Raw genomic sequence first — 25,949 nt, forward strand, 5'->3', positions numbered from 1 at the left:
CTATCGAGTTCTCACACAACACAACCACAACCCACACCCAAGACTCTACTTACACCATCCGGGTTGGTGCCGCGGCGACTCCCCATAACCTACACACCCACCACCACACACACAAACACCCAGGCCACACCACGTTTTTCCACCCTTGTTCACCTCACGTCCCACCCACACTCACCTCCCATCTCCACCACGATCCCACCCAACCCGCCCTCACCCGAGACCATGAACTCCATCGCCTTGTCCCACGTCGATCGCCGAGGCGGCGTCGGAAAGCTGGATCCCGCTCGCCCACATCAAGAGGACCGTGTCCTCGATGCCGCGCTTCCTGGCAGCCCGCCGCACCGTGGCGCCCAGTACCCACATGACCGGAGCGAGGAACGGCTTACCCAGTTCACGGGCAAAATCAACGTCGGGTGCGCCCACCACGGACACCGTCCTCCCGCCGGGGCGCAGAACCTGCATGGAGCACAGCGTTTCCTCGCCGCCGAGGGTGTCCAGCACGAAGTCATAATCCTGCACGTGAATCTTCGCAGCGCTGCGTGCGATAGTCCACAACGTTGGCCCCCCAACCGGCGAGCCACCTCCACATTGGGGGTGCTCACGGTGGTCGCCACGGTGGCCCCAAAGTGTTTGGCCACCTGAATCACCACGGAGCCAAGACCGCCGCTGCCGCCTTGGATAAACACCTTCGTCACTGGGTTTAACCTGAGCCTTCTCCGCGAAGGCCTGGATGGCGGTGAGCAATACGAGCGGGAGGGCAGCGGCCTCTCGGAACGACATTCCCTGGAGCAGGGGGGCTATGTCCGCCACGTCCACGGCGAGATATTCCGCGAAGGTCCCGATCCGGTGGATCGAGGGGCGACCAAACACCGCATCCCCCGCCGCGGAGCCCGTGACTCCCCGACCCACCTGGGTAATGACACCGGCAAACTCCTGCCCCATCGCCGCAACCCTCGCTATCGTGTAAGTACCCCTCCCACCGGACAGGGGGCGAGATCAGGCAAAGGGATAGTCCACGTACCCTTTCTCCCCCGCAGAGTAGAAGGTCGCGGGGTCGGGAGCATTCAGCCCCAGGCCCTCCTCCCAGCGACGCACAAGGTCCGGGTTGGCGATCAGCTGCCTGCCCACCGCCACGGCGTCGGCACGCCCACCCTCCAAGAGCCCTTGAGCCTCCCGCTCATCCGTGACCGTGGCAAAGCCGGTATTGAGAATCACCCTGGTGGTGCCGTTGGCGCGGGCGGCCTCCGCCAGCTCCGCGATCAAGCCGCTCGACGCAGCGTCCTTGTGCAGCAGGGACACGTAGGCCAGGCCCAGATCCCCCACCGCCTCCAACAGGCCCCGATAGGTCGCCAGCGTTTCCTCCGGGTCCTCCTCCAGCACCCCCTGGATGTTATGCTCCGGCGAGAGCCGCAGGCCCACCCGATCGGCCCCGATCTCGTCCGCCACCGCACGGATCACCATCTCGGGTAAGCGGCGCCTGTTCTCGGGGCTGCCGCCGAACTCGTCCTCGCGGCGATTAGAGGAGGGAGCCAGGAACTCGTGCAGCAGGTAGCCGTTCGCCCCGTGGATCTCTACGCCGTCCAGGCCCGCATCGGTCGCTGCACGCGCGGCGGCCCGGAACTCCTCGACGATCCTCAGCATCTCCTCCACGAGCAGGGGGCGCGGCACGGGGGCGTCCACCTTCCCGTCAAAAGTGTGCACCTGCGTGCCCGAGGCCACCGCGCTCGGCGCCTGCGGTTCCCTTCCCTCCAGCAGATCCGGGTGGGACATGCGTCCACCGTGCATGACCTGCATGAACAACACGCCGCCGCGCTCGTGCACGGCGCGGGCCACGGCGGCCCACCCCTCGCGCTGCTCGGGCGTTTCGACGCCCGCCTGCCCCGGGAAAGCGCGGCTCTTCACCGTGGGGAACGTGCCCTCCGTGACCACCAGCCCGGCCGAAGCGCGCTGCGCATAATACTCCGCGTGCAGCGACGTGGGCACCCCGCTGCGACCAGCTCGTTGGCGGGTCAGGGCGGCCATCGTGACGCGGTTCTTGAGGGCATAGCGGCCTAGGGTTAGGGGCTCGAAAAGTGAGGTCATACGGGGCACAACACAGGAAACATCGGCGCTATTCCCGATGCCCTTTGGCCCCCTTCGGCTTTTACTCACGATACTCTCGGAAACCGCGCCGCCCCTTGCGCCGCGTAGCGATACGCTCTCCGCATGGGGATAAACCAACACCGCCTCTGCGCGGAGGCGACAGGATTGAGCGAAAACTCCCCGGCACCGAAGTATATGACTTAATCTATGACACAGCCGCTACCACAGCGAGTCCAGCGCTTAACCCCACCCCCAAGATCGGCCTGAACTTAAAAATCTTCATTGTACCCAGCACCTCACCCCCGCCGCTTCGCAATTTTCATGATCTTTACCATATTGCACACCCTTGTATAGGCACCCTCATCAGAATATTCTTATTGCACAGCGAAAAAACGCTTGACACTCACCTCAGTCACCTCAATACCGACCATCACCTTCTCCCCACTCGCGACAGCAGGAACATGTGAAGTCAGCTCAGCGACCGCGTCCCCCGCCTCCCCAAAAAGAAGATGAAGATGCGGTACCGCCGGGATCTCACGACTACTCCGCTAGTGGAGAGACCTACGGCCACACACACTTTCCCTAGATTATAATCCATCCCAGGAAGAGCGAACAATAGTCGTCTATCTGGGGTAAAATTCACACCACATGCGAAAAAGTTATTGTCGCTAAAATTACCCACAGCGGCGATCTCCGATAGAAGTACTATTCGCGGAAGAAAAGCGGCCACGACGTAAAGACCAGAGCATTTTGACCATAAGGATCCAGCCCCCATGAAGAGCATTACCTGCTGCATCGTTTACGCACAATACCCCGACGGAAGTGGCCATTATTAGCCTTCGCGGCTTCACCACAAGAGGCACGGGAAATAAACCGATCGCTCCAAGTTTTAGGAAAGGGAATCACCGGGCGCTGGGAGGAATTTTCAGTCGACGTACCCACCTTAGACGCAGCCCTCTACGCAGTTTTTCCGGCAATGCAGAATTGGGAAAAATGAAAGCGTGTTTGATCCGATGTGTCACGGAATATATACCACGCTTGAGGAAGCACATTCAGCTACTCAAGCCAAAAACCGCTGGGCGGAAAATAATAGCCCTAAGCTGTATGTCCTACCTTTCCGACTGGGATGGCAGCATGGCGCTGTCTTGAGCGATGGGCAGTCCTGGCCTCCAGACCACATTTAGTACAGATGGACTGGAGTTCCTCGACAATGGCGATGAAGAGTGCAGAGCTCTTCGCTGGTGGAGGCGGACTCTCGCCTGGTTCCGCGCTCCTTCGGCATCGAAAGGCCGTACCCGCGCCAGCTTCAGCGACTACTGCGAGTTTCATCAAGCTGCACCTCACCCGCGGTGGTGGTGTCTACGGTGCGACCGAGAGGCAGCTTAGCGATCTCGCCGAAGAAAACCTCGCCGAGCCATGCGGTTCCCGTCTCGAGTTCAAGATCTGCGTTGCCCCAGGTAGCGGCGAGCCGGTGGTGTGGGGAGCGATGGGGCACATGGGGGGCTATCGTGGGGCTATGGGGTAAATATGAGGCGTGAATGTACCCTATTACACGCTATCCCCCACTGACTATCTCCGCTGGCCAGAGGTATAAAGACACAAAAAGCCCCCTGAACAGCAACGCTGTCCAGGGGCTATGTGGAGCCGCCGGGAATCGAACCCGGGTCCTCCGTGACCTCACCAGGGCTTCTCCGTGCGCAGTTCGCGCGGAATCCCTCCTCGGCTCTCTGGATCGGGCAAACACGTCCAGACGATGAGCCCAGCCAACGGTGGGAGTCCCGTAACACCCCGCTGGCCCGGCGTTACAGCTAGTCCCTTAGTCGATGCCAGATTCCGGGACAGGGACACATCCCGGGCTGACAGACACGCGCTCGCTAATTAGGCAGCGAGGGCGTAGTCGCGCTGAGTGTTCTCGGCGCTTATCAGATTGCTACGACGCTTAACGGTGGTCTCTAGCCTGCACCGGCACGCTTCCCCTGGTGACATTCACGGAGTCGAAACCAAAGATCGGCCCCATACGCGCAAAGCGGGTTGTGCTCTTCTTTGCGTTTTTGCCTACCCTACCGCCCCCATGCCTCTCACGCAAGCCCGGCACCGGCCTCCCTCAGCCACCGGGCCAGCACCACGGCGTGGTTGCACTCCCGATCGCGCGCGGCATAGAGAAGGCTCACGTCCCCCTCATCCGCGAGGAAAAGGAGGCGATCGACGTCCGGGTTTGGTTCGGCCAGCTCCGCCCGGTACCGGCGGGCAAACTCGTCGAAGCGGTTCGGATCGTGCCCAAACCAGCGGCGCAGCTCGACGCTGGGCGCGGCCTCGGGCAACCAGAGGTCATAGGAAAGGTCCTTCTTGGCCACACCGCGAGGCCACAGGCGATCCACGAGCACGGCGGTGCCGCTCGATTGGACCCGCCCGGCGAGCAGGTCGTGTACCTTGATCGGGGTAATACTCACGCGTGGATCCCCTTGATCTTGCGGCCGAGGTCGCGCACGATCTCGCGTTCCTCGGTGCGTCGTTTGATGCTCTGCCGCTTGTCGTGAGCCTGCTTGCCCTCCGCCAGGCCGAGTTCCACCTTGAGGCGGCCGCCCTTGAAATAGAGGGAAAGCGGTACGAGGGTCTTGCGCCCGTCGCGCACCTTGCCCATGAGGGAATCGATCTCCCGGCGATGCAGGAGGAGCTTGCGCACGCGGCGCGGGGAGTGGTTGGTCCAGGACCCCCGGGAGTATTCGGGGATGTGAAGGTGGCGCAGCCAGACCTCGCCGTCGTCGATGGTGGCGAAGGCCTCCACCAGGGAGGCCTTGCCCTCGCGCAGGGACTTCACCTCCGTGCCCACGAGCGCAATGCCGCATTCATAGGTGTCGAGGATGGTGTAGTCGTGGCGGGCCTTGCGGTTGGTGGCGATGACCCCGGCGCCACCAACCACCTTTTTTTTCTTCTTTTTGGCCATAGTGATAGCCATGCTACCCCGGTGGGTTACTTGCGCACATACGCCCGCAGGGTGATTTCTGCGGTCAAGGCGGCAAAGATTATGCCCACGAGCACCACGCCGGGTACCACGAGCCAGATATCGGAGCTGGTCACCGGGGCGATGAGCCGGGCCTCGTAGAGGCCGGAGAGCGCCTTGTCCACCACGAAGGCCTTGCCGAGGAAGAGACCCAGGGTGGAAAAGACCGCACCGATGAGGGTGGCGGCCACGGCCTCCAGGATGAAGGGGGCCTGGGTGTACCACCGGGAAGCGCCCACCATGCGCATGATGGCCATCTCGTCGCGGCGATTATAGGCGGCGATCTGCACCATATTGGCGATGAGGAACACCGCGGCCAGGGCCTGGACGGCGGCCAGCAGGAAGGTGGCATTGCGCACAGAATCCAGGTTGTCCGTGGCCCCGCGCAGGTCATCGACCTGATCGACGACCTCGGCCACCTGGGGCATGTCCTCCACGGCCTCCAGCGGCGTGGTATCCAGTGGATCGGTCAGGCGCACGTGGAGGGCCGCGGGCAGGGCGTCCTTGTCGGTGTCCTTCACCAGCTCGGGGTCGGTGTTCTGGAAGACCTCCACGAAGCGCTCGTAGGATTGCTCCCGGGAGCGGAACGTTATGCTCTCCACGCCGTCGGCGCCGTCGAGGGCCTCGTAGACTTCCTGGCACTCCGTGGAGGAGCAGTCCTCGTCCCCGGCGGAGATCTCCTCGTCGAGTTGGATCATCACCTCCACCCGGTCGAGGTAGATCTGCTTGGTCTCCGCCGTCATGTTGGTGACCAGAAAACCGGTGGCCAGCAGGGCCAGGGAGATCGCGGTGGTGATCACCAGCGCGATGGTCATGGTGATGTTGCGCGCGAGGCCTTTGGCGGCCTCGCGCAGCACGAATCCGATGTTCATCGTGGCTCTAACCTTTCTTCTCGCGCTAGTGGGACTCGCCGTAGACGCCGTGGGCGTCATCGCGCACCAGGTCGCCGAGCTTGAGTTCGATCACGCGGCGGCGCATGTCATTGACGGCGCGAGCGTTGTGTGTGGAGGCGATCACCGTGGTACCGGTGCGGTTAATCAGGGTCAGCAGGTTCATGATCCCGTCCGAGGTGTCGGGGTCGAGATTGCCGGTGGGTTCGTCGGCAAGCAGCACCTTTGGGCGGTTCACGAAGGCGCGAGCGATGGCCACGCGTTGCTGCTCGCCGCCGGAGAGCTCGCCGGGCATGCGGTTCGCCTTGGCCTCAAGCCCCACGAGCTCGAGGGTCTCGGGTACAGATTTTTCGATCTCGCGGCGCTTGGTGCCAATGACTTCGAGGGCGAAGGCCACGTTGTCATACACCGTCATCTTGGGCAGCAGGCGGAAATCCTGGAACACGTATCCGATGCTGCGGCGTAGCTCGTTGACCTGCTTGCCGCGAAGCTTATTGACGTGGAAGGAATCCACGTGAATGTTGCCGGAGGTGAGCGTCTCCTCCCTGATCAGCAGCTCAAGAAAGGTGGACTTGCCCGAGCCGGAAGGGCCAATGAGGAATACGAACTCCCCCGGCTTGATCTCCAGGGAGATGTTATTGAGCGCGGGCCGGGTGGAGGTCTTGTAGACCTTGGTGACGGAGTCGAACGTAATCACGCTTGATGAGTCTAGCCAATACCCAGGCCAGAGGAAACGCCTGCGAAAATTGTTTATCGCTGTGACAGCGGCGAGCCCCCCTCTTCCTGCTGCTGGGCCATGCGCCACCGGATGCCGGACTCCAACAGGCCGTCGATATCCCCATCGAGCACCTTGGCCGGGTCACCCACCTCGTAGCCGGTGCGCAAGTCCTTGACCATCTGGTAAGGGTGCAGCACGTAGGAACGCATCTGGTTGCCCCACGAGGCGTTGCCACCCGCCCCCAGGGCGTCGAGCTCGGCGCGCTCCTCCTGGCGCTTACGCTCCAGGAGCTTGGCCTGGAGCACCCGCATGGCCGAGGCGCGGTTTTGGATCTGCGACTTCTCGTTCTGACAGGTCACCACGATTCCCGTGGGGATGTGGGTGAGGCGCACCGCGGAGTCGGTGGTATTAACCGACTGCCCGCCGGGCCCGGAGGAGCGATACACGTCCACGCGGACCTCGGCCTCGGGAACGTCGATGTGATCGGTTTGCTCCACCACCGGCAGCACCTCGACCTCTGCGAAGGAGGTCTGCCGACGTCCCTGGTTATCGAAGGGACTGATGCGCACCAGGCGATGCGCGCCCTGCTCCACGGAGAGCTGGCCGTACATGTAATCGCCGTGCACCACGAAGGTCGCGGACTTGATTCCTGCCTCCTCCGCGTAGGAGATGTCGTAGACGTCCACGGAGTGGGAGTTCTTCTCCGCCCAGCGGATATACATGCGCATGAGCATCTCCGCCCAGTCCGCCGCGTCCACCCCACCCGCGCCGGAGCGAATGTTGATCACGGCCTCGCGGGCATCGTACTCCCCGGAGAGCATGGTCTTGACCTCCAGCGACTCGATGGCCTCGCGCAACTCGGCGCGTTCTTGCTCCGCCAGGGCCAGGCCGCCTTCTTCCTCCTCGGCCAGCTCATACATCACCGGCAGGTCGTCCAGGCGCCCGCGCAGATCCTTCAGCCGGCGCAGTTGCGCCTGCACGTTGGATAACTCCGTGGTCACGGTCTGGGCGTGCTCGGGATCGTCCCACAAGGCGGGGTCGGCGGCCTGAGCCTCTAACTCGCGCGCGCGCGTCGCCATCTCCTCGGGGTCCATCACCCGCTCGATGGTGGTGAGCGTGGCATCAAGGTCCTGAAGGTCTGACGTAATCTCCGGTCGCATGGTTGCTTATTCTACCGGCTGCGCCGCGCTCCTCCCCCACGACGGTGCGCGGCAAGCATGCCCACCAACCGCGGATCGCCACCCGCGACGCCCCAGCTCGAACACCATTAAGGCACAATAAGACCCATGACCGACAGCACGGAACAAGCTCCGTCCGAGGAACGCCTGGCGGAGATGGTGGCCGCCCTCGCCAAGACCTTTGCGGTGGCCCACGCCGAAGACCCCGACGACCGCCTGGCCACCGCGCTCGTCTTCAACGCGGGCCGCCTGGCCTGGCGGATGCGCGAGGGCGGGATCGCCACCGAATACAAGACCTCCCGCACCGACGTGGTCACCGACGCCGATCGCGCCGCCGAGCGCTTCATCACCGCCGCCCTGGGGCTGCTGCGCCCCGAGGACGGACTGCTGGGAGAAGAAGGCGCCGAGCGACAAGGCACGAGCGGACGCGCCTGGGTGATCGACCCCGTGGACGGCACCTATAACTTCGCCTCCGGCTCGGATTACTGGTGCTCCGCCCTGGCGTTGGTGGAGGGCGATCCGCGCGCCCCAAGGCGGGTGCTCTTGGGCGCGGTGCATCGCCCCGCGATGGGCTATACCTGGTGCGGCGGGCCGGACCTCCCCACCACCCGCGATCAGCAGCCGGTCCCCGCCCTCGCCCCCGCAGCACTAGGCGAGATCAGCCTGGCCACCTACCTGCACCCCACCTGGATGGCCCACCCCGAGGTGCAGGGGCCGTGGGCCGCCGTGGCCCGGCGGGCCGCCACCGTGCGCATGCTGGGCGCCGGGTCGGTGGACCTCGCCGGGGTGGCCGACGGCAGCCTAGGGGCATGGATGCAGCACAGCGTCCCCGCCTGGGACTGGCTGCCCGGAAAGGCCCTCGTGGCGGGGGCCGGGGGCAGCACACGCGAGGTCGCCGCCGGTGGGGTGACCTGGTGCATCGCCGGCAACGCCACCGCCGTAGACGCAATCGCAGAACTATTGGAGGAGTCCCATGAGTGACCTCGACCTCGCGCTGCGGCTAGCCGATGCCGGCGACGCGCTGACCCTCGATCGCTTCGAGGCCAGTGACCTCAGCGTCAACGCCAAGCCGGATATGACCCCCGTCAGCGACGCGGATCTCGCCTGCGAACGCGAGCTGCGCGCCCTTCTCGCCGCGCGGCGCCCACAGGACGCGGTACTCGGGGAGGAGTTCGGCGGCGAGCCCGTCCTGCACGGACGTCAGTGGGTGATCGATCCTATCGACGGCACCAAGAATTACGTGCGCGGGGTTCCCGTATGGGCCACGCTCATCAGCCTGCTCGTCGATGGCCGCCCTGTCCTCGGCGTGATCTCCGCACCGGCGCTGGCGCGCCGCTGGTACGCCGCCGAGGGCCGCGGCGCGTGGCGCACCTTCGCCGGGGGCGAGCCGACCCGACTGCGCGCCTCACAGGTGAGCTCCCTGGGCGACGCCTCCCTGTCCTTTTCCTCGCTGTCGGGATGGACGGAGCGCGGGCTGCGCGATCCCTTCCTCGCTCTGACCGAACGCACCTGGCGACTGCGCGGCTACGGCGACTTCTTTTCCTACTGCCTGGTGGCCGAGGGCGCGGTGGACATCGCCGCCGAGCCGGAGGTCTCCCTGTGGGACCTCGCCGCACTGTCGTGCCTGGTCACGGAGGCTGGGGGCCGGTTCAGCTCACTATCCGGTCAGGATGGTCCACACGGGGGCGACGCGGTGGCCACCAACGGCCTGCTGCACGAGGAGGTCCTCGCGGCGCTGGGGGATTCGCCTCTCACGGAGCACCATTAGACGTGCGGGGCGATCTGCTCCGCCATGAACCGCGACCCCACGATCGTGGGGTGGAAAACAATGTTCCACTGCGGACTGGTAACGTCCACGATGCCCGCCACCATGCGTTCCTCGTCCTTGGGGGCGCAGGTACCGTTATCGCGGGTAATGTCGCGCATGTTGACAAAAACCATGCCGTTATCCGCCGCCGCCTGCGCCTGGCGCGCGGAGTTCTCATCTTCCACCTGCCCCAGCAGCGGGATATGCAGGCCCTCCGGCAGGAGCCCGGGGTTATTCGGGTGAATGTTCACCGCGCAGAACGAGGGTCCCGTGGACACCGAAGGCATGCCGGAGAGCACGATCGTGGCCTCGGGGGCCACCGCACGGATGCGCTCGGCGGCGACGCGCATATCGTTAAGAAAGGCCTGCCTATGGCTCGGTCCGTCCAGTGGATTAGTGCCATCTTTGACCCCAAAGGGGCCAAAGTTATTCATGCCGACGGCCATGACCACAGCGCGGGTGCCGGGGTGGAGATCCCCCGTGGCAATGGCTCGATCCAGACGATCCAGCATGGTTCGTGAGGTCTGCGCCGTGCAGGACCAGTCGGCCACCGGGGCGCCCACCTTGGCCCCGAGCAGGCGGGGCCAGTTGTCGGGGGCCTGCAGGCAGCCTTCCTGGTTGGGATAATCAGCGGGCACGAGACCGGGCACCACGCCGCCAAAATTCTTGTACAACGCCGAGGGATTAGCGGTAAAAGAATCGCCCAGCGTCACGATGTTGCCCGCCGGGGCCGCCTGGACTACGGGTGACGCCAGGGCTGGTACCACCGCCGCGACGCTGACGACCGCACCGACCAACCGCCTGCGGCCTCGGCCATGACCACGGGGAGCTGCGCTTCGAGAAAAAAGTCTTATCACGCGGCTAATCCTAATATCGCCCGATCCGTCCCTCCAATACACTTATGCACCACGCCTCACAGCTCGCCGCCCCTCCCGCGGCACCTCACCCCCGCACAGGGGTATTACTTCGTTCCTCACTACCCCCTCATTACCCCTTGGGCGTTGAACGGCTCCCCGAGGCCACCCTAAACTCGGTACGACATCACAGGAACGAACTGTCACGCACCACGCAGCGAAAGACGCATCATGAAGATCTCCCGCACGAGCATCGTCGCGGCGCTCGCCTCCGCCGCCCTGGCCCTCGGCCCGGCCTTAGCCCCCGCCCACGCCGCCGAGGAGGCCGGCACCCCGCATCCCACCGCGGGATCCCCGGCGGACGACGTTCTGCGCTTCATCGAGCGCCTGGTTCCCCTGACCTCCCACGCGGTGGTTTTCTTCTAACGACCTGATATTTTGCATCCGTTCACTCCGCGTTCACCTTAAGCCGCTATAAGTATGTGATTGGCTCGATGTTTTCCTGAAAAACAGCCGAACCGACCGACCCACGTACGCTTCGTTTCTAGTTGAGGACCCTCCATGCCTGAATCGGCGATCCCCTCCGGGCAGGCCACCAGCGATCGATGGTGGCACGCTTCCTTCGGCCTCCTCCTGGCACTGACCTTCGGCACTTTCACCCTGTGGGCAATCGGAGAGGTTGACCAATCCGCCCATTATGGGGTGCTGATTCTCACCATCATCTTTGGCTTCTTTATGGCCTTCAACATCGGCGGCAACGACGTAGCCAACTCCTTTGGCACCTCCGTGGGCGCCGGGACGCTGACTATGAAGCAGGCCCTCATGATCGCCGCCGTGTTCGAGGTGGGCGGGGCGATCCTCGCTGGCGGCGACGTCACCGAAACGGTGCGCTCCGGGATCGTGGATCTCGACAGCTCCATGGAGCCCATGACCTTCGTTTACATCATGATGTCCTCCCTGTTGGGGGCGGCGATCTGGCTCCTGGTGGCCACCCGCATGGGCTGGCCGGTGTCCACCACGCACGCCATCATCGGCGGCATCGTCGGCGCCGCCCTCTGCGTGGGCTTCCGCAACCACAGCGGCGGCTGGGAAATGGTGCAGTGGGATCAGATCGGACAGATCGTTATCTCCTGGTTCCTCTCCCCCGTCCTGGGCATGGCGGCCGCCTACCTGCTCTACGGGACCATCAAACGCAACATCCTGGTGTACAACGAGGCCGCCTCCGCCAAGCTCCAGGCCCTGCAGGAGGAGCGCTTTGCGCTGAAGAATCGGCACAAGGAATCCTTCGAGAGGCTCAGCGAAGCTGAGCAGATCGCCTATAACAACGCCATGGCCCGCGACGCCGTGACCGCCCAGCGCGAGGGATACCGCCGGGAAGACCTGGAATCTGAGTACTACCGGGGGCTCTACGACATCGAGGCCAGGGCCAAGGAGGTGGACTCCCATCGCGCCCTGGAGCGCTGGGTGCCGCTCCTGGCCGCCCTGGGAGCCATCATCATCACGGCGATGATGCTGTTCAAGGGGCTCAAAAACCTCCACCTCAACATCGATAACATGGGCAACCTCCTCATCATGGGCATGATCGGGGCGGCGGTGTGGATGGCCGTGTTCGTTTTTGCCCGCACGGTTAAGCGCCACGACCTGGATCGCTCCACGTTCCTGCTCTTCTCTTGGCTCCAGGTGTTCACCGCCGCGGCCTTTGCCTTCTCCCACGGCTCCAACGACATCGCCAACGCCGTGGGTCCCTTCGCCGCGGTCCTCGACGTGCTCAAAACCGACAGCATCAACGCCAAGGCCGAGGTGCCCGCCCCCGTCCTCCTGGGCTGCGGCATCGCCCTGGTCTGCGGGCTGTGGTTCATCGGGCGCACCGTCATCGTCACCGTCGGCACCGGTCTGACCAAGATGCATCCGGCCTCCGGCTTCGCCGCCGAACTCGCCGCCGCCACCGTGGTCATGGCGGCCTCCCTGTTCGGGTTGCCCGTCTCCTCCACCCACATCCTCATCGGAGCGGTGCTCGGCGTGGGCGTGGTCAATCGCTCCGCCAATTGGCGCCTCATGCGCCCCATCGGCCTGGCCTGGATCATCACCATCCCGGCCGCCGCCGGCATCGGCGCCGTCGGGGTGATCGTCCTGGAGGCCATCTTCTAAGGCGCAACCAGAAACCCAGATCGCAGCGCGAGATGCGATGAGCTATCCCGCGATCACCAGATTGGCCAACCGAGCCAGCGGCTGCGGTGCGATGCGCCGCAGGTAGCGCAGCACCAGGTCGGCGGTGGACACCGAGTAGAAGCGGCGCTGACGCTCGATGATGGTGCGGGGGTTCACCGCCTTCCACACGGTCTCGGACACTCGCTCCGGGGTGATCCGTACCCCCAGCCGCTTGGTGGAGGCCGCCTCCACGTCCGCCAGCGTGGTCTTGACCCACAGCGGCATCAGGCACACCACGCGGATGCCGTCGCGGCGCCACTCCAGATCCAGGGCCTCGCTTAAGCCCGTGAGGTAGAACTTGGAAGCGGAATAGGGGATGATGTGCGGCTGGCCGTAGATGGCCGAGGCCGAGCCCATGTTCACCAGATGAGAGCCCTTGGTGGCTTTGAGGTAGCGGTGCGCCGCCCGCGCTCCCAGGACCGCACCGGTGCAGTTGACGTTATTCTGCGCGGCGATCAACCCCGGGTCCTGATCCACGATGTCCCCGTCACCGATGATGCCAGCGTTGTTATCCAGCACATCGAGCCTGCCGCCGGTGTGCGAGGTAAAGTCCGCCAGGGCCTCCTCCCATTGCTGGGCGTCCGTGACGTCGAGCGGCCCGGTGACGATCTCCGGGTACTCCCCCCTCAGCGCGGCGAGCGCCTGCTCGTCGCGGTCGTACACGCCCACGATCCACCCCTCACGGTGGAAACGCAACGCCACCTGGCGCCCGATACCGGCGGCACCACCCGAAATAAAGATACTCTTTGACATAAAACAGACCATAGCGGATGTAAATCACATAGTGTAGTTTTTTGAGGCATGGAACATATTTTGCGCTTCGATCGGCCCCTTCCCGACGAGCTCGCAGCTCAGCTGCGCGGGCTGTGCTTCAACGACCGCACCGGCACCACCGCCGAGCGCGACCGTATCACGGTAGAAAACCCCTTCACCGGCGCCGACCTGGGCTGGGTTCCCTCCGCCACGGAAGAAGACGTGGACGTCGCCTTCGAGCGGGCCCGCAGGGCGCAAAAGCACTGGGCACACACCCCTATCAAGGAGCGCAGCGCGATCCTGCGGCGATTCCACGACCTCGTGCTCAAAAACCGCGACTTTCTGCTCGACATCGCCCAGTTAGAAACCGGTAAGAACCGCGCCTCGGCCCTCGACGAGGTGCTCGACATCGCCATCAACGCCCGCCACTACGCCACGAGCGCCGCACGACTCCTCTCCCCACAGCGCCGACGAGGGGCCGTCCCCCTGCTCACCAAGACCTACACCTATCACCGGCCCAAGGGGGTCGTGGGCCAGATCAGCCCCTGGAACTACCCGCTGACCCTCGGCATCTCCGACGCCCTCGCCGCGATCGCAGCGGGCAACGCGGTGGTGGCCAAGCCCGACTCCGCCACCCCCTTCTCGCTGCTCGCCTGCCTGCGCTTACTCCTGGAGGCCGGGCTGCCGGAGGACGTCCTCCAGGTGGTCACCGGCTCCGGGCGCGTGGTGGGCACCGCGATCGCCCAGCGCTGCGATTACCTCATGTTCACCGGCTCGACCGCCACCGGCAAGATCCTCGGGGAGATCTGCGGAAAACGGCTCATCGGATACTCCGCCGAGCTCGGCGGCAAGAACCCCATGATCGTGGCCCGCGACGCGGACATCCGCAGGTGCCTCGACTCCGCCGTGCTGGGCTGCCTCGCCAACTCCGGGCAGCTGTGCGTCTCCATCGAACGCATCTACGTCGAGGACGCCATCTACGAGGAATTCACCAAGGCCTTCGCCCAGCGCGTGGCGGCCACCAAGCTCGGAGCGGGCTTCGGTTGGGACATCGAGATGGGATCCCTGGCCTCCCGGCAACAACTCGACACCGTGCGCGCCTACGTCGAGGACGCCCGCGACCTCGGCGCCACCGTGCTCACCGGCGGTCAGCCCCGCCCCGACCTCGGCCCCTACTTCTACGAACCCACCGTGCTCGCCGACGTCCCCGAGGCCGCCCGGTTGCGCTGCGAGGAAGTCTTTGGCCCGGTGATCTACATCGAGCGGGTACCCAGCGTGGACAAAGCCATTGAACTGTGCAACGACACCGACTACGGACTCAACTCCAGCGTGCTCGCCGCCCCCGCCACCGCCTGGGCCGTCGCCCCCAGGATCGAGGCCGGCTCCGTGAACATCAACGACGGCTTCTCCGCCAGCTGGGGCTCCTACGACTCCCCCCTGGGCGGTATGAAGGAATCCGGCATGGCCCACCGACACGGCGACGAGGGCCTGACCAAGTACACCGACGCCCAGACGATTTCCGAGCAGCGGATCATGCGCCTCCAAGGGCCGCGGTGGCTACCGCGAAGCGCCTATGCCGCCATCATGAGCGCCCTGCTGCGGGCGGGTAAGACCACCAGGCTGATGGGCTAGGAACACTCGACGACGCTATGAACGCGGCCTCACCACCGCGCTCATGGCATGTTCGCGCAGATAGGGCAGCGCAAAATCCACCTCACCGGGCCCGGATTCCACGATCATCTCCGCATCGAGGAGTCTGCGGCGATAGTTCCAGGCATACGAGTCCCCCTTGCCCAGGCGCTGCGCGATCTCGGCGGTTGTGGAGGGGCCATCGTCTCGCGCCATCAGGAGCAAAAAAGTGCGATCCACGTCGGAGAGATCCGCAAGTGCGGGATCGTGGACTAGCTGGCCCAGCTTCCTGCGGGCAAGCTCCACCCCGTCGCGTGCCGCCTCAAATGAAATAAGGTCACCTGTCCGCTTACGGAAGGCATACTGCCCCACCAACTGGATCATGAAGGGGTACCCCTGGCACGCCGAGACCGCCGCGTCCATCGCCGCATCCTCCCACTCAATACCCAGATCGCGCAAGGGTTGCACAAGCGCCGTGCGCGCCTCGGAGTCCGCCACTCGATCGAGCTCGATGCGCTCGGCCCGGCGCAGGAACGTCACAGGGTTCGCGCTGGTCCCATCCGCGAGCAGCGGCTTGATCGCAGACGGAATCCCGGCCATCGCCACAGCGATCTCCTCCCCCTCGCGCACCAAGTGCTGGATCATCGCGCCAAACTCCACGATCTCCTCGCCGCGCTGGTGGTGCATCTCGTCGAGCGTGATAAGCACGCCCGTGTGTTCCTGCCCCACCCGCTCGTCCGCCTCCCTCCGATCGGTAAAAAGATCCTTAAGGGCCTCGCGCAAGGTATAGGAGGAATCCGCCAGGGCCGTGGATTCCCAGCTCACACCGCCTCCAACACCAAAAATCGCGCCCTGGATTCCCCGCAGCGTCCGCTTTCTCGTCGGTGCCAGTAGGCGCACGACGCGATTGCGCAGCCGTTCCACAAAACCCGGGGTGGCGGTCTCGCTCAGGACAAGCCAACCCCGCTTAGAGGCGGCTTCGTCCTCGAAGGCGTTGAGCAGCACCGTTTTCCCGATCCCCCGCGGCCCGACCACCAGAGATATCCGCTCGTGGGCACCGGGGCCGTCGTCCAAGGCGTAGCCGAAGTTTTCCACCACCTCGTCGCGCCCCACCAGCTCGGGAGGCGTAGCGCCGAGGGTGGCCTTAAAAGGATTCCGCATGCCCATAGCGTAGTGGACGGTGCCTATGAATGCTTATGAACTTTATGAATCCTCCGTGCGGCGCTTGCGGACACAGCAAAACCCCTGACCGGTTGTTTCCTTCCGATCAGGGGTTTTATCTCGTAGCGGGGACAAGATTCGAACTTGCGACCTCTGGGTTATGAGCCCAGCGAGCTACCGAGCTGCTCCACCCCGCGTCGAATACCTTTCGGCATCCCGCCGCCGTGGCGACGTGTAAGAACTATACGCACGATCCCCCAAAAGACCAAAATGCCCGGTCACCGAGGCATTGCGGCAACCAGGAGCATGGGATATCCACACCTCCCCCACCGCACGGTCAAGCTCACCGACGGCCCGCCGTATCCCTCGAAGCAACCGACACGAGACACCACGCAATCGCACATCTGACCATCCACAGCATGCCGAGCGCTACCACCACACCGCCCCAAGTCATCTGCGCACCATTGGTCAATGACTTTTACCAAACCGAGACCTTTAACGGTATGAAAGGACACAATCGGTAGCCATCGGTACCGGAATGACTGACAGCTATAGACATACAGCCTAGAACCTCGTAAGATTTACGACTATCAATTCCACCAGTACAAGAGAGGATCAGGATATACGGGCCCTGAACACTACCCTTGATGAACTTGATCCAGATGGATCTAGGCAAATTTCTCGGCAACCAAGGCCGTTGGCACTCTCTAACTGACGAGCTCCACCTCATCATCAACGAGGACAACACACCAGCCGGTGACACTCACCCGAACCTCGTCACCACAGCGTTCCACCCGACCACTAGATGCGCGAAGTCTTTGTCACCAACCCCTACTGGCTGCGAGCAATCAGTAGGGTCGCACGCCCCGCCATTCCAGAAAGGAAAATTATGAGCAACTTTTCTACCACCAACAATTCCCACACCACATGGATTTGCACCTTCCTCGGCACCATCCTCGGCGTAGTCATCGGATACGCCACAGATAACACTACAATGGCGTCCGCTCTAGCGGCCAGCCTGGGAGTCACGGGCTACTTCATTGGCATCGAGATCGACACCCGCAGCTAAACCAAAAGAAGGTCCTATGACTTACGCCCTCCTCTAGCTACCCATGGGGCTACCCGCAAGTAGTGAGGTTGGGCGTTGGCTTTTTTAAAAAACCTTTCAAGGGCAGCATTTGCTTCATCGAGGCGGAAGAGTTGCACCGCAGGAAACCAAGCACGTTTTCCACCGATTTTTTCCGGCTTGCCGAGTAAGGGTTATCAATGCCGCCCCAGTGCAGTGGCGGGCACGACAGAGCCTGGCCCACCGGCAATTCGATACCAGTAAGGTCGCCACGAGCGTGCGCGCGGCGATTTCCGTGCCGCAGCCGATCAGTACGATCCGACCCACAATGACCAAGCCGTACCAGACCGCCATGTCAACGGCGCGAACCACTACCGGGGCGCAGTGTGTTTGGTACCCTTTTGGCGTTCCACCGAACTCATGAATAGCTGCTGGATAGCCATGTTCGTCGCGTAACCTATCGAAGATCCGGCGGCTGTGCGGCATTGTTCGACTAGGGATCCAGTGTCGATCTTTGGCCAACACTGGATGGGGTGCGGAATAAGGGTCTTTGGTGAGAATTCCTCTAGGCGGAGGTATTGAGCGACGGCGCCACAGTCAAGGCGTGGTCGCGATCATCTGGGGTGGAGTGGCCATCCTGGGCATGCTCACTGACGGCGGGTTGATCTTTTACTCGATGTATACTTCACACGAAGAGAAACAGAACCTGGTTAATCGATGCTCCGATAGTGGCGGAAAACCGATTATCGATAGCCGCGACTCCGTCGGCGTAGAGGGAACCACTGATTCCGGCGCGGCTAAGGTGCCGGTTTGAATGTCAGAAGTAGACACAGCCACGAAAGAACAGGCCACAGGCTCCATGATAATCGCCGCGATTGTGGTGATGGGGCTAAGCCGTTATTACAGCGCAGGAGGTTAAGTCCCTCGTGGAGAGGGTGGAGGCCAACGGGCAGGGCTACTCCGTGGTTATCCACAACGGACTGACCGGCAGCTACTCGTTCAACATAAATTAGCTGATGATACCTTAAACATGTGCAAGGCCAAGACTCGCCTAGAACTCGCGGTCAAGGCGCTGCGCATGGGCTGGGTAGAATAATACCCACACTGAAAAACACGGCCAGATAAAAACGTCACCACCCGGCAGCAGGGACAGCACCGATCGAAGCTGCCGATAAGCCTAGAACTACACACGTTCACATCGCCAACACCCGGCCCGAAGCACACCCCACAGCCATTAATCCGCCCCCCCCAAAAAAAACAAAACCCCTGGTCACCACGACATCGCGGCGACCAGGGGCAAAGAGAACCGAACCTAGCTCTTCTCCTCCACCGCACGGTAGTTCTCCACCGCACGGTCGAGCTCATCAAGAGCCTTGCCGTATTCCTCGAAGGAACCGTCCCGAGCCCCCTCTAGCTTGCGCAGGGCGTCGTTGATCTTGCCGATGGCCTCCCCCTCGGAGCCGGAGGCGCGGGCGGGGGGCGCGGGGGCCGCATCCTCCTTCTGTGGCGTATCCTCCGGTTTGCCTGCCGCGTCACCGTCCACCTCGCGGATCTCCTGGGCGGCGTGCGGGTCGATGCCCACCTGGCTCAGCGCCTCGGAAATAGTGGGGGCATACCCGATGGAACCCTTGTAGCTGACCAGCACGCGCAGCAGCTTGGGGAAGGCGGAGTCCTGGTTCTTGCGCTGGGAATACAGCGGCTCGACGTAGAGGATCTCGCCGCCGCCCACGGGCAGGGTGAGCAGGTTGCCATCCTTAAGGTCGTTGGTGCCCTCCCACAGGGTGCGGTCGCGGGAAATCTGATCGGAGGAGGACATCGTGTCCTGCACCAGGCGCGGCCCCTGGGTGAGCGTATCCGTGGGCAGCACGCGCACGGTGATGTGACCGTAATTTTCCGGGTCGGAGGTAGCCGTCATGTGCGCGGAAAGGAAGTGGCGCTGCAGACCCCGGAAGGGCGTAATCAGCTGGAAGGCCGGCGCGCCGGTCTGGGGGTCGGCCGCAACGATGTGGTACGGGGGCTGGGGCAGCTCCTTGCCGCTATCGTCGGTGGGGTCGGCGGGCACGGACCAGAAGGCGTCATTGGTGAAGAACACGTGCGGATCGTCCACGTGATAGCGCGCCAGCAACTCACGCTGAACCTTAAAAAGATCCTCCGGGTAGCGCAGGTGCTCGCGCAGCTCGTCGCTGATCTCGGAGTTGGGCTTGACCGCGTCCGGGAACACGCCCCGCCAGGCCTTGAGCACCGGATCCTGGGTATCGAACTCGTAGAGCTCCACGGTGCCGTCGTAGGCGTCCACGGTGGCCTTCACGGAGTTACGGATGTAACCCACCTCGTTGTTGATGAGGCGCTGGGTGGTGCCGTCCGGGGTGAGGGCATCCTCGGTGACGTTTTGCAGCGAGGTACGGGTGGAATACGGCAGGGAGTCTAAGGTGGTGTAGCCGTCCACGATCCACTTCACGCGGCCGTCGATCACCGCCGGGTAGGTCTTGGAGTCCGTGGTGAGCCAGGGGGCCACCTTTTCCACGCGCTGGCGGGGATCGCGGTCGAAGAGGATCTTGGAGTCCGCGCCCACGCGATCAGAAAGGATGAGCTTCATCTCCTGGTACTTCAGGGCGAAGGCGGCGCGGTTGGCCCAGTTGCCCACGTCCACCCCGCCGCGCCCGGAGTAGGTGTAGCTCTGATCGTCCGTATCGTACTCCACCGGCCCATTGCCAGTATCGCCCACGATGGCGTAATCGGCACCGTCCTTCGCGGAGGCGATAACCGGGCCAAAGTAGATGCGCGGCTGATCGACCTTCATACCCAGCCTCTCCGCCTCGGCGTTGCCGGAGGCGTTGCTCTGCAGATCGGAGACGGTATAGACCGGGTAGCCGCCGCGAGTGGAACCGACGTCGCGGGCCACCTCATCGACCTTGTTGGCGGGGGCAGCGATAAAGCCGTTGCCGTGGGTGTACACGGTGTGGCGGTTGATCCAATCCGCCTGGTTTTCCCGCAGGGAGTTCGGATTGAGCTCGCGGGCGGCCACCACGTAATCGCGCATCTGGCCGTCCGCGGCGTAGCGATCCACGGAGAGGGTCTCCGGGAAACCATAGAAGTTGCGCAGTTGCTGCTGCTGGGTGAACGTGGGGCTGAGCACGTCCGGGTCGAGCAGGCGGATATTGGAAATGGTGGCCTCGTCGGCGGCTACCTTCTCATCGCTGGCCCCCTTGGCCCCCCAGTTGTCGAGGTAGGTCACCTTATCGTCGGTCAACCCGTAGGCCTGGCGGGTGGCTTCGATGTTGCGGGCGATGTAGGCGCGTTCCTTGGCCTCGCGGTTAGGGTTGACCGAGAAGCGCTCCATCAACAGCGGCCAGGCCGTGCCGATGGTCAGGGAGGACATCACCAGCAACACCGCCCCCAGGGCCGGGATGCGCAGGTCCTTGACGACCACCGCGGAGAAGAACGCCGCGGCCACCACCAGCGAGATGATCATCAGGATGATCTTGGCAGGCAGATGCGCATTAATGTCCGTGTAGCTCGCTCCGGTAAACGTCTCGTTCGCGTTGTACATCAGGGTGTAGCGATCCAGCCAGTAGCCCACGACCTTGACCAGCATCCACAGCCCGGCGATCGTCGCCAACTGAATCCGCGCCGGCCGGCTGATCTGGCCCTTCATTCCCGCGGCCTGATTGCCCACGCGGATGCCGCCCAGCAGGTAAAAGCCCACCGCAGACACCAGGAAGGCCACCACCAGCAGCAGCGAGAGCGCGGAGGCGACCAGGCCCAGCAGCGGCAGGTCGAAGGCGTAGAAACCCAGGTCCTTGCCGAACTGCGGATCCGCGACGCCGAAGGAGGAACGGTGGATAAAGAGCAGCACCGTGCGCCAGGTGCTCTGCCCCACGAATCCGGCCAGGACGCCCACCACGATCGGGACGATCACCAGCACCCCGCGCACGGACTGCTCGATGACCCGGCGGTACTGGTGCACCGGGGAATTAAGGTCGTGGCCGTAGAGGTCCCGCGGACGATTGCGCCAGGTGAAATATCCGGCGGCCCAGGTGATGGCCGCCGCCACCACGCCGAAAAGCAGGAAGAGGATGATGCGGGCGATCATCACGGTGGAAAACACTCCGCGGAAATCCACCTCTCCGAACCACAGCCAATCCGTGTACACGCCCACCGCGATGGGCGCGAGCATGACCAGGGCGGCAACGATGCCGAAAATCCAGCCGATGGTCTTGGGGGGTCTCCTCCGAGGGGCAGACGGTGGGGAAAAAGCGTTCGCCAACGTGGGCTCCTTAAACCGTATATATCCTTTTGCCCCGCGCGCATTACGCGATGGGCGCATCATCTCCTACCATACGGAAGCGGAAGGAAACCTGGCCACCGGCTTGCGCCAGCGCACGGCTATTCCGGCCGACGAACCCCCACCCCCACGCGGAAAGGACACCATGGCGGATACGACTCAACAGGCGCTGAACCGCGCCATGATGGAGGCCGTGGACTTCATCCACGCCGAGGGCTGGGACGCTCCCCCCACCCTCTTCGGGCTCGTCCCCCACCAATACCTGCCGGATCACTTCGATGACGCCGAGGACGCCCCGCTGACTCTGGTGGTGCAGGATAACCTGCCGGATCTCACGCCCGGCTCGGCGGAACTGGCGGACTATCTTTCCCGCATCGCCTGGCCCCCCCAGGTGGTCGGCGTGATCCTGGCCCAGGAGATCCGCTTCCGCGACACCGCCGAGGGTCCCGACGCCGCCGTGCGCCCGGCACGCCTGTTCTCCGGGGTGCTGCGCGGCGGGGAGGAGCTGACCCTGATCCAACGCCGTCCCAGCGAGGAGGAACTCGCGGCCGCGGGGCGTTTCGCCCACGACGAGGTGGAGCTGCGCGGCGGGGACCACGTGGCCCCGGAGGTGATCGCGGCCCTGCGCTACGGCCTGGACCACGACCCCGCAGCCTTTGACGTTTAAGATGAAGGATCGTTCCGCCACACCAGCACCAGAGGAGAACAATAGTCGTGCGCAGTACCAGCCCGTGGAAGGCACTGCCCCTGTCGATCGCCGCAGGGCTGCTCTTGAGCGCCTGCACTTCCCAACCCGACGAACCGGGACAAACCACCACCCCGCCCGTCGCAACGACCAGCGCGGCGCCGCAGTCCCCGGATCCCACCGAGAGCCCGGTCGCGCAGACCACGGCCGCCAGGGGCACCAAGGAGGCCAAAGCAAAGGACGGCAAGGAGGCCGTAGCCCAGGTAGCCGCCACCTACTCCTCCCTGGCACCCGCGGAGCTCTTCGAGAAGTTCGACTCCTGCACCCCCAACGGCTTGGAGGGCTCCCACGAGTGTTCCGGCTCGCAGGTGGGGCAGTTCCAGTTCTACGACTCCTCCGCCAAGGCCACGTCCAGCACCCAGCAGCTCACCCAGCTGCGCAGCTCCCACGTCATGCGCGATACCGGTGACATCGTCGTGGGCTGGTCCACCCTGGGCACCTCCGCCGTGATTACGGTGGTGGACAACAAGGAGGGGCTGGTGCTCCAACAGCTGGTGTCCTCGGACAAGGTGGATCCGGAGAAAAGGATCGTGGAGCTAGGCCTTGCCGAGGCGGAGGAGACCCCCACCGCCGCTCGGGCCACCGAGGCCGCCCCGAGCACGACCGCGAAATCGGAAGAAAACCGCTAGCGCCGCGGGCGTTCCGGCAGTCCCGCGGCCCACAGCGCGGCGGCAACGAGTGGGATCTGTCCAAAGAGCCGGGCACGGCGCTTAGCATCCGTGTCCAGGCCAAAGGAGTCGCGCCGCTCCACGTACTGCGCCACGTTGCCGGGGAAGATCAACACGTAGAAGACCGCCAGGGCCAGGCCGGTGAGCCGGAAATGCCGCGGCAGGCCCAAGAGCGCGGCCCCCAGGCCGATCTCCGCTACGCCCGAGCCAATCACCACGGCGTCCGGGTCAGCGGGGAACCACGACGGCACCTGGTCCTGGAAGTCCTTACGGTGGAAGGACAGGTGAGATACCCCCGCGTAAGCCATGAGGGCACCGAGGAGCACCCGGGCCCCGGTTTGAGAGCGGGTGGGGCGATGCTTGGTCCTGAAGAGATTTTTCACCACGGGGCAGCATTTTAGCCGCAGGTGCGCACCTCGCGCCCGGCGGCGAAGTCGGACATCGCCGCGATGGCGTCGTCGAGGGTGTCTACCGCGGCGATCACGGTGTCGCCGGCATTGCCGGAGAGCGCCTCCCGGCAATTGGACGTGGGCGCGAGGAAAAGCTCCGCGCCCAGCTGGGAGGCCGCCCGCACCTTGTGCTTGATGCCTCCGATGGGTCCCACCGTGCCATCCTCGGCGATGGTCCCGGTGCCCGCTACGAACTTGCCGCCGGTCAGTTCCCCCTCGCTGAGCTTATCCACCACAGCCAGGGAGAAGATCAGGCCGGCCGAGGGGCCGCCGATGTCGCTGAGGTTGTACTCCACGCTCACCCCGTCGGTGGACTCCGATCCCATGAGCACGCCCAGGCGCGCCCGTCCCGGTTCCTGTGGATCCTCCCCCAGCGCGAGCGGCACCCGCAGCTGCTCGTCGCCCCGGCGCACCGCCACCGTCACCTCCTCGCCGGGGGCACGCCGCCCGATGAGGTCGCGCACCTGACCGGGCCGATCCACCGGGGTATCGTCCACGGCCTCGATGACGTCTCCCTCGCGCAGCGAGCCGCTGGCGGGGCTCTGCGGGATCACGCCCACCGCTGTCACTTCGAGCGGCAAGCCCAGGTGGTTGAGCGCGGCCACGGTGGCGTTGGCCTCGGAGGCGCTAAAAGCCGCCTGATTGGATTCCTGCACCTGCTCCGGGGTGGAACCGGGGGGAAAGATCTGCTCGATGGGCACGAGGGTATCGTCCGTGAACAACCATCGCGCGGTGGCCTGCGCCAGGGTCATGTTGCTGCGCACCGACACCGTGGTCATGTTCAGCCGACCGGCGGTGGGATAGGTGCGCGCCCCCTCCACCGCCACCACCTCGGTTCCGTCCGCCGTGCCCAGGGTGTCGATGCTGGGACCGGTGCCCTCGGCGGCATAAGGAACGGTCAGGGCGATATCGGTGCCGGGGATGTGGTCGGTGGAAACGAGCGCGGTCAGCGCCAGCACGGGCAGGGCCCCCCACGCGATGGTTCGGATTCGGCGATTCACATCGCCTTAGGCTACTCGTGTTCGCTCTCAGCGTTGCACACTCGATGGCTCGGGGCCCGTGCGCGCCGGTAGGTTGGTGCTATGAATAACGGCGGCTTCGGTTTTCACTTTGGCAACGGCGACGACGATGACAACGACGATAGGCGGCGGGGGGACAATAACCCCTTCGGGGCCTTCGGCTTTAGCGGCGGGAGTCTGGGCGACATCCTGAACCAGTTCGGTTCCATGCTCTCCGGCATGGGTTCCTCCATGAACTCCCCCGAGGGGGCCGGTCCTGTCAATTACGACCTTGCCCAGCGCATCGCCCGACAACAGCTGGGCGACCAGCCCCGATCCGTTCCGTCCACGAAGGCCGAGGCGGTGCGCGAGGCCGCGCGATTGGCCGAGCTATGGCTCGACGACGCCACGGTGCTACCCACCGCACGGGGCACGGTGGAATCCTGGACACCGGAGGAATGGCTCGACAAGACCATGCCCATGTGGAGGCGCATGGTCACCCCCGTGGCGGAAAACATGAGCCAAGCGCAGCTGGACTCCCTGCCCGAGGAGGCCCGGCAGATGATGGGTCCGCTCAGCCAGATGATGAAGCAGATGTCCGGCATGAACTTCGGCATGCAGCTTGGCCACGCCCTGGGCGACCTGGCCGGGCAGGCGCTGACCGGCTCGGACTTCGGCCTACCGGTGGCCCCCACCGGGGTCACCGCGGTGCTGCCCACCACGATCGAACGCGTGGCCAAGGATCTCAACGTCGCCCCGCGCGAGGTCCTGATGTACATCTGCGCCCGCGAGGTGGCCCGCCAGCGGCTCTTCCAGCACGTTCCCTGGCTGGTGGAGCGCCTGGTCTCCTCCGTGGAGGAATACGCCCAGGGACTAGTGATCGATACCTCCCACATCGAGGAGGCCGCCCGCGACCTCAACCTGGATTCCGGCGACCCCCAGGCCATCCAGGAATCCATGCGCCAGCTCCAGGAGATGGATCTCAGCCCCAGGATCAGCTCCCGCAACGCGGGCGCGGTCTCCCGCCTGGAGACGCTACTGGCCCTGGTGGAGGGTTGGGTGGAGTACGTGGTCACTCAGGCCATGGGCGAGCGCGTCCCCGCCACCGCCGCCATGAACGAGGCGTGGCACCGCCGCCGCGCCACCGGCGGCTCCGCCGAGCAGGCCTTTGCCAAGGTCGTGGGCGTCGAGTTCGCCGCGCCCAAGGTCAGCGAGGCGAGGGAGCTGTGGCGGCGGGTGGACGCCGCCGTGGGGCTCACCCGCCGCGACGCCGTGTGGGATCACCCGGACTTCCTGCCCACCGCCGAGGACCTAGATAACTCCGCGAAGTTCATCGACGGCCTGCTCGACGAGGGCGGGGTGCATGGCTTTGATCCCATCAGCGAGATTGAGGAGCTAGAAAGGCACCTGGCGGATAACCCCGACGAGGACGCGCAGGAATAACAACCCGGGGCTGA

General features: G+C 64.4%; 23 protein-coding genes, 1 tRNA gene and 1 other RNA gene. 10 read left to right on the top strand and 15 right to left on the bottom strand.

Annotated features, from left to right (window positions below):
• Positions 1-210: 210 nt before the first annotated feature.
• The 8 genes from H7347_RS04565 to prfB all read right to left on the bottom strand — a co-directional run bounded on the left by H7347_RS04565 (position 211) and on the right by prfB (position 7,851).
• Positions 211-555, bottom strand: coding sequence for a hypothetical protein (locus H7347_RS04565; protein ID WP_152821792.1), 345 nt, complete (start codon positions 553-555; stop codon positions 211-213).
• 441 nt (positions 556-996) lie between these two features.
• Positions 997-2,082 (bottom strand): alkene reductase, encoded by a 1,086-nt coding sequence (locus H7347_RS04570; protein WP_152821794.1) that lies wholly within the window; start codon positions 2,080-2,082, stop codon positions 997-999.
• A 1,636-nt stretch (positions 2,083-3,718) separates the two neighbouring features.
• Positions 3,719-4,097: a transfer-messenger RNA gene (ssrA, locus tag H7347_RS04575) on the bottom strand.
• 63 nt (positions 4,098-4,160) lie between these two features.
• Positions 4,161-4,532 carry a DUF488 family protein gene (locus H7347_RS04580; RefSeq protein WP_186337250.1) on the bottom strand — a complete coding sequence of 124 codons (372 nt, stop codon included), beginning with the start codon at positions 4,530-4,532 and terminating at the stop codon, positions 4,161-4,163.
• The gene (gene smpB, locus H7347_RS04585; protein WP_152822128.1) at positions 4,529-5,026 is read right to left on the bottom strand and encodes an SsrA-binding protein SmpB; all 498 of its coding nucleotides are present in this window, start codon (positions 5,024-5,026) and stop codon (positions 4,529-4,531) included. The genes H7347_RS04580 and smpB overlap by 4 nt, the downstream gene beginning before the upstream one ends.
• Before the next feature lie 26 nt (positions 5,027-5,052).
• On the bottom strand, positions 5,053-5,955 hold the full coding sequence (gene ftsX, locus H7347_RS04590) for a permease-like cell division protein FtsX (RefSeq protein ID WP_152821796.1): 903 nt from the start codon (positions 5,953-5,955) through the stop codon (positions 5,053-5,055).
• A 25-nt stretch (positions 5,956-5,980) separates the two neighbouring features.
• Positions 5,981-6,670 (bottom strand): cell division ATP-binding protein FtsE, encoded by a 690-nt coding sequence (gene ftsE / locus H7347_RS04595; protein WP_186337251.1) that lies wholly within the window; start codon positions 6,668-6,670, stop codon positions 5,981-5,983.
• 53 nt (positions 6,671-6,723) lie between these two features.
• On the bottom strand, positions 6,724-7,851 hold the full coding sequence (gene prfB, locus H7347_RS04600) for a peptide chain release factor 2 (RefSeq protein ID WP_152821798.1): 1,128 nt from the start codon (positions 7,849-7,851) through the stop codon (positions 6,724-6,726).
• Between the two features lie 126 nt (positions 7,852-7,977).
• Between prfB and H7347_RS04605 the strand changes: the two genes are divergently transcribed.
• Both H7347_RS04605 and hisN read left to right on the top strand, forming a co-directional pair.
• Positions 7,978-8,850: an inositol monophosphatase family protein gene (locus tag H7347_RS04605; protein WP_152821799.1), complete on the top strand. Its 873-nt coding sequence runs from the start codon at positions 7,978-7,980 to the stop codon at positions 8,848-8,850.
• The gene (hisN, locus tag H7347_RS04610) at positions 8,843-9,637 is read left to right on the top strand and encodes a histidinol-phosphatase (protein WP_152821801.1); all 795 of its coding nucleotides are present in this window, start codon (positions 8,843-8,845) and stop codon (positions 9,635-9,637) included. Before H7347_RS04605 ends, hisN begins: the two co-directional genes overlap by 8 nt.
• Here the strand turns inward: hisN and H7347_RS04615 are convergent.
• Positions 9,634-10,473, bottom strand: coding sequence for a GDSL-type esterase/lipase family protein (locus H7347_RS04615; RefSeq protein WP_152821803.1), 840 nt, complete (start codon positions 10,471-10,473; stop codon positions 9,634-9,636). The two genes, hisN and H7347_RS04615, sit on opposite strands and share 4 nt — an antisense overlap.
• A 288-nt stretch (positions 10,474-10,761) precedes the next feature.
• Between H7347_RS04615 and H7347_RS04620 the strand changes: the two genes are divergently transcribed.
• Both H7347_RS04620 and H7347_RS04625 read left to right on the top strand, forming a co-directional pair.
• Entirely contained in the window at positions 10,762-10,956 is a 195-nt protein-coding gene (locus H7347_RS04620) for a hypothetical protein (RefSeq protein ID WP_152821804.1), read from the top strand.
• 135 nt (positions 10,957-11,091) lie between these two features.
• Positions 11,092-12,678, top strand: coding sequence for an inorganic phosphate transporter (locus H7347_RS04625; RefSeq protein WP_152821806.1), 1,587 nt, complete (start codon positions 11,092-11,094; stop codon positions 12,676-12,678).
• A 42-nt stretch (positions 12,679-12,720) separates the two neighbouring features.
• Here the strand turns inward: H7347_RS04625 and H7347_RS04630 are convergent, their stop codons facing one another.
• A complete protein-coding gene (locus tag H7347_RS04630; protein WP_227659014.1) occupies positions 12,721-13,491 on the bottom strand; it encodes an SDR family oxidoreductase in 771 nt (256 codons plus the stop codon).
• Between the two features lie 48 nt (positions 13,492-13,539).
• Here H7347_RS04630 and H7347_RS04635 point away from each other — a divergent pair, with 48 nt between their 5' ends.
• On the top strand, positions 13,540-15,123 hold the full coding sequence (locus H7347_RS04635; RefSeq protein ID WP_152821809.1) for a succinic semialdehyde dehydrogenase: 1,584 nt from the start codon (positions 13,540-13,542) through the stop codon (positions 15,121-15,123).
• Between the two features lie 15 nt (positions 15,124-15,138).
• Here the strand turns inward: H7347_RS04635 and H7347_RS04640 are convergent, their stop codons facing one another.
• The gene (locus H7347_RS04640) at positions 15,139-16,281 is read right to left on the bottom strand and encodes an ATP-binding protein (RefSeq protein WP_227659015.1); all 1,143 of its coding nucleotides are present in this window, start codon (positions 16,279-16,281) and stop codon (positions 15,139-15,141) included.
• 123 nt (positions 16,282-16,404) lie between these two features.
• Positions 16,405-16,478, bottom strand: a tRNA-Met gene (locus H7347_RS04645).
• Between the two features lie 692 nt (positions 16,479-17,170).
• On the opposite strand from H7347_RS04645, the gene H7347_RS04650 reads away from it, so the two are divergent.
• Positions 17,171-17,350 (top strand): hypothetical protein, encoded by a 180-nt coding sequence (locus H7347_RS04650; RefSeq protein WP_152821813.1) that lies wholly within the window; start codon positions 17,171-17,173, stop codon positions 17,348-17,350.
• Positions 17,351-17,951: 601 nt separating this feature from the next.
• Entirely contained in the window at positions 17,952-18,161 is a 210-nt protein-coding gene (locus H7347_RS04655; protein ID WP_227659016.1) for a hypothetical protein, read from the top strand.
• Positions 18,162-18,659: 498 nt separating this feature from the next.
• On the opposite strand, the gene H7347_RS04660 is transcribed toward H7347_RS04655, so the two are convergent.
• Positions 18,660-21,614, bottom strand: coding sequence for a UPF0182 family protein (locus H7347_RS04660; RefSeq protein WP_152821815.1), 2,955 nt, complete (start codon positions 21,612-21,614; stop codon positions 18,660-18,662).
• Between the two features lie 163 nt (positions 21,615-21,777).
• On the opposite strand from H7347_RS04660, the gene H7347_RS04665 reads away from it, so the two are divergent.
• Both H7347_RS04665 and H7347_RS04670 read left to right on the top strand, forming a co-directional pair.
• Positions 21,778-22,299: a PPA1309 family protein gene (locus H7347_RS04665; RefSeq protein WP_152821816.1), complete on the top strand. Its 522-nt coding sequence runs from the start codon at positions 21,778-21,780 to the stop codon at positions 22,297-22,299.
• Positions 22,300-22,346: 47 nt separating this feature from the next.
• A complete protein-coding gene (locus H7347_RS04670; RefSeq protein WP_370513913.1) occupies positions 22,347-23,006 on the top strand; it encodes a hypothetical protein in 660 nt (219 codons plus the stop codon).
• On the opposite strand, the gene H7347_RS04675 is transcribed toward H7347_RS04670, so the two are convergent.
• A complete protein-coding gene (locus H7347_RS04675) occupies positions 23,003-23,431 on the bottom strand; it encodes a MauE/DoxX family redox-associated membrane protein (protein WP_370513914.1) in 429 nt (142 codons plus the stop codon). The two genes, H7347_RS04670 and H7347_RS04675, sit on opposite strands and share 4 nt — an antisense overlap.
• A gap of 11 nt (positions 23,432-23,442) precedes the next feature.
• Positions 23,443-24,495 carry a PDZ domain-containing protein gene (locus H7347_RS04680; protein WP_186337252.1) on the bottom strand — a complete coding sequence of 351 codons (1,053 nt, stop codon included), beginning with the start codon at positions 24,493-24,495 and terminating at the stop codon, positions 23,443-23,445.
• An 81-nt stretch (positions 24,496-24,576) separates the two neighbouring features.
• On the opposite strand from H7347_RS04680, the gene H7347_RS04685 reads away from it, so the two are divergent.
• On the top strand, positions 24,577-25,935 hold the full coding sequence (locus tag H7347_RS04685) for a zinc-dependent metalloprotease (protein ID WP_152821818.1): 1,359 nt from the start codon (positions 24,577-24,579) through the stop codon (positions 25,933-25,935).
• Positions 25,936-25,949: the final 14 nt, after the last annotated feature.

Origin of the sequence: Corynebacterium sp. zg-331 (assembly GCF_014267345.1) — a bacterium.
Lineage (GTDB): Bacteria > Actinomycetota > Actinomycetes > Mycobacteriales > Mycobacteriaceae > Corynebacterium.

What these genes read in the sequence shown, in the direction of transcription:
- H7347_RS04570 (WP_152821794.1), bottom strand. Translation starts at nt 2,082, where the DNA reads ATGACCTCACTTTTCGAGCCCCTAACCCTAGGCCGCTATGCCCTCAAG.
- smpB (WP_152822128.1), bottom strand. Translation starts at nt 5,026, where the DNA reads ATGGCCAAAAAGAAGAAAAAAAAGGTGGTTGGTGGCGCCGGGGTCATC.
- ftsX (WP_152821796.1), bottom strand. Translation starts at nt 5,955, where the DNA reads ATGAACATCGGATTCGTGCTGCGCGAGGCCGCCAAAGGCCTCGCGCGC.
- prfB (WP_152821798.1), bottom strand. Translation starts at nt 7,851, where the DNA reads ATGCGACCGGAGATTACGTCAGACCTTCAGGACCTTGATGCCACGCTC.
- H7347_RS04605 (WP_152821799.1), top strand. Translation starts at nt 7,978, where the DNA reads ATGACCGACAGCACGGAACAAGCTCCGTCCGAGGAACGCCTGGCGGAG.
- hisN (WP_152821801.1), top strand. Translation starts at nt 8,843, where the DNA reads ATGAGTGACCTCGACCTCGCGCTGCGGCTAGCCGATGCCGGCGACGCG.
- H7347_RS04620 (WP_152821804.1), top strand. Translation starts at nt 10,762, where the DNA reads ATGAAGATCTCCCGCACGAGCATCGTCGCGGCGCTCGCCTCCGCCGCC.
- H7347_RS04625 (WP_152821806.1), top strand. Translation starts at nt 11,092, where the DNA reads ATGCCTGAATCGGCGATCCCCTCCGGGCAGGCCACCAGCGATCGATGG.
- H7347_RS04630 (WP_227659014.1), bottom strand. Translation starts at nt 13,491, where the DNA reads ATGTCAAAGAGTATCTTTATTTCGGGTGGTGCCGCCGGTATCGGGCGC.
- H7347_RS04635 (WP_152821809.1), top strand. Translation starts at nt 13,540, where the DNA reads ATGGAACATATTTTGCGCTTCGATCGGCCCCTTCCCGACGAGCTCGCA.
- H7347_RS04640 (WP_227659015.1), bottom strand. Translation starts at nt 16,281, where the DNA reads ATGCGGAATCCTTTTAAGGCCACCCTCGGCGCTACGCCTCCCGAGCTG.
- H7347_RS04650 (WP_152821813.1), top strand. Translation starts at nt 17,171, where the DNA reads ATGAGCAACTTTTCTACCACCAACAATTCCCACACCACATGGATTTGC.
- H7347_RS04665 (WP_152821816.1), top strand. Translation starts at nt 21,778, where the DNA reads ATGGCGGATACGACTCAACAGGCGCTGAACCGCGCCATGATGGAGGCC.
- H7347_RS04685 (WP_152821818.1), top strand. Translation starts at nt 24,577, where the DNA reads ATGAATAACGGCGGCTTCGGTTTTCACTTTGGCAACGGCGACGACGAT.